We start from the raw sequence: 1,653 nt of genomic DNA, 5'->3' as shown, positions 1-1,653 counted from the left end.
AGCCAGAGCAGCGACGATAAAGGAAATAATCCCTACATCCATGGCATCGAATAACCAGCTTATTCCCGCGCTGAAAAGTAATTTGCGTTTTGCCGGGTCTTGCAGCAATGTTGGTTGACTCATGTTCGTATGCTACTCCCATCCTTAAACTGTTACCCCTATCTTCCACCTATATCCCGTTTTCATACATGAGAAAGTACAAAGGATCTATATGATTTAGTTATGGGTAATTTTACCTATTGCTATTCTACTATTCAAATCTATCAATTCGTCATAGGTTGGTATATAATGGGATGCGTTCCGTATTTTTGTTGTTGCATGTAATTTACAGGAGGATGGTCAGGATGGTTTCATTTCGAAAAGGGGTAGCTTCCCTATTGGCAGCGGTATGGATTGCGGCGATTGCGATTCCTGTCGGTGCACAGGCAAATAGCGATGCAGGCGCTTATCCGGATGTGCCTGCGGATTATTATGCAAGTCAAGAGATTATTGGGCTCAAAGCAAAAGGAATTGTTGATGCCGAAGAAGACGGAGGGTTTCATCCGGATGATGCGGTGACACGCGGAGATGCCGCGAAATGGCTCAGCAAAGCGCTTCAACTCAAAAAGCCAACTTCACTGAACGGCTTTACGGACGTAGCGGCAAACAGCCCGTATGCAGAAGCTGTTAATGCTCTGAAAGAAGAGAACATTGTGCAAGGCAGCGATGGATTGTACCAACCGGATGCTTTCCTTACACGCGAACAGATGGCGAGCTTGCTCGTTCGTGCTTTCCATCTTAAAGATAACGGCATTCAGGCATGGTTTAAGGACGAGCTAACGATCGGCAAAGCGCATCATGACGACGTCATGAAGCTAAAGCAAAATTTTATTACAGAGCAGTTGGCGTTTATGCCACAGGATCAAGTAACTCGCGCTCAGTTAGTGTTATTTTTATTCCGGACAATTTCTCAGAAAGAAGAAACGGGGCAAGGTGCTGTTTCACTGGATGACATTTTACAACTGCCGAGTAAAGCACAACTGCGGTTATCGCCTGACGGCAAAACATTGGCTTTCTTACAGCCATGGGAAAACCGCATGAACCTGTATATCCAAAAGGTTGGTGGGACAGACAGCACGCTAATCACTACTTCCAGAAATGAAAGTATTGATAAAATATTTTGGATCACGGACAAGGTGATCATTTATTCGATGGATAGCGGCGGTACAGAAAATACGCATATCCACTCTGTGAACATTGACGGTACGAATGATAAAGACTTAACGCCATATTCGAATGTAAAAGCTGAACTCCTAGATATTCTGCCTTATAAGGATGAAAGTGACATCGAGTTATTGCTAACAATGAATCAGCGAGATCCCAAGGTGATGGACGTTTATCGGGTTAAGCTCAGCACTGGCGATACGAATTTGCAGGTGCAGAACCCTGGGAACGTGAAATTTTGGCTAACGGATAATTGGGGGAAGGTTCGTGCCGCGTTAGCCAGAGACGGTGAAAATACAAGCCTTCTTTATCGTGATAATGAAAGTAAAGATTTTGAGAAAATTGATACTTTTGATCGCAAGGATACATTTATTCCGACTATGTTTACGTTCAACGATGTGCAAATCTATGCAGTTTCAAATGATGTGCAAATCTATGCAGTTTCAAATG

At 43.6% G+C, this 1,653-nt stretch carries 1 protein-coding gene and 1 pseudogene; one reads left to right on the top strand and one right to left on the bottom strand.

Annotated features, from left to right (window positions below; genetic code table 11):
- Positions 1-123: pseudogene (locus AC1DUA_RS36625) on the bottom strand (MFS transporter); the annotation flags it as partial.
- Between the two features lie 221 nt (positions 124-344).
- On the opposite strand from AC1DUA_RS36625, the gene AC1DUA_RS36620 reads away from it, so the two are divergent.
- Positions 345-1,653: S-layer homology domain-containing protein (locus AC1DUA_RS36620; protein WP_477504404.1), on the top strand; the 1,309-nt coding region annotated here is incomplete at its 3' end.

The organism is Paenibacillus sp. 01T422, from assembly GCF_056398785.1.
This window is presented reverse-complemented; position numbering and strand designations above follow the sequence as displayed.